The organism is Asaia krungthepensis NRIC 0535 (assembly GCF_025995175.1).
Taxonomy (GTDB): domain Bacteria; phylum Pseudomonadota; class Alphaproteobacteria; order Acetobacterales; family Acetobacteraceae; genus Asaia; species Asaia krungthepensis.
Window position 1 is genome coordinate 1 of record NZ_BAPV01000039.1, and the last position, 1023, is coordinate 1023.

Genomic DNA, 1023 nt, shown 5'->3' on the forward strand with positions numbered 1-1023 from the left:
CGTGCGTATGAACGCGAGATCGTCGCCGAGCACGCGCCGAGCGTAAAGCCCGGCTGTGGCTGGTCTCATGGATGGAGCGCCTACCATCCGCCGGTCACACGTTGGAGCCCGGAGCGCAAGGCGGACACGCGGCGTAGGAGATTGCGCGCCCGTCTTGAAAAGCAGGTGCCCTTGCTGGCCGACATGGAAGAGGCTGCCGAGCTGGCCCGCCGCCCTGCTTATTTCAGCGCCTCAGGGATCGAGGCGGCAGACCGGGAGCGCGACGCGCGGGATCGGTGTTAATTACCGCGCAGAATTGGACACAACTCACGCAGCGGGGCGTTCGGCGCCTCGCGGGGCCGCGTTGCCCCCACTTACCACATATCCCCAAGGCGCACGCGCTCTCGACTCTTGACGGTCGAGCGCGCGTGCGCCTTGGGGATATGCTCCGGCGTCCCTTGCGGGACGCCTACGGCCCTTCGGGCTGGAAAGCAGGGACAAACGCTCCGGGCGATCGGCAAGGGAGCAGACCCCTCTCAAGAGCCATTCACCGGGGTTGCTGGCAGCTTGTCATCCTCGGGCAGGCGGCACCATGCCTTGCCCGTATCGGCGTAGGACACATTGCTCCTGTCCAGGCAGTGATTACCGACCTCAATCGAACGCCAGTAGAAGCCTACGCCGGAGAGGAAGGACAGCGCGAAGATAGCTGCCCCGACCAGCACCAGGCGCATAAAGAAGCGATTACGCGCATATTCGTAGAAGCCCTGCTCCACGAAAGGTACGCGCTCCTTGATCTTGTCCAGAACAGCGGAAGCAACCTCTGCCTCGAACTTCCGCATCATTCGGGCGACGGTTTCGTCGTACAGGTCCTTGTGCTTCTTCTCATCTCCCTTGATGCGAAGCTCAGCACTCACTCTCACCCCTTCGACGATCTTATGAGCATGCGCAACCAGATCGGCGATCGCTTGACTGGACTCCCGGGATAGAATTGCGTTGCGCTCTACCTGCTCCAGAGCGAGCTGGGATACCGCGGCGTAGGCATCG

2 protein-coding genes are annotated in these 1023 nt (G+C 62.7%); one reads left to right on the forward strand and one right to left on the reverse strand.

Features of this window, described 5'->3' with window-relative positions; all coding sequences use genetic code 11:
• Positions 1 to 282: hypothetical protein (locus tag AA0535_RS11315; protein ID WP_264816315.1), on the forward strand; the 282-nt coding region annotated here is incomplete at its 5' end.
• A 233-nt stretch (positions 283 to 515) separates the two neighbouring features.
• On the opposite strand, the gene AA0535_RS11320 is transcribed toward AA0535_RS11315, so the two are convergent.
• Positions 516 to 1023, reverse strand: a 508-nt coding sequence (locus tag AA0535_RS11320; RefSeq protein ID WP_264816318.1) for a hypothetical protein, incomplete at its 5' end; no start/stop codon positions are given.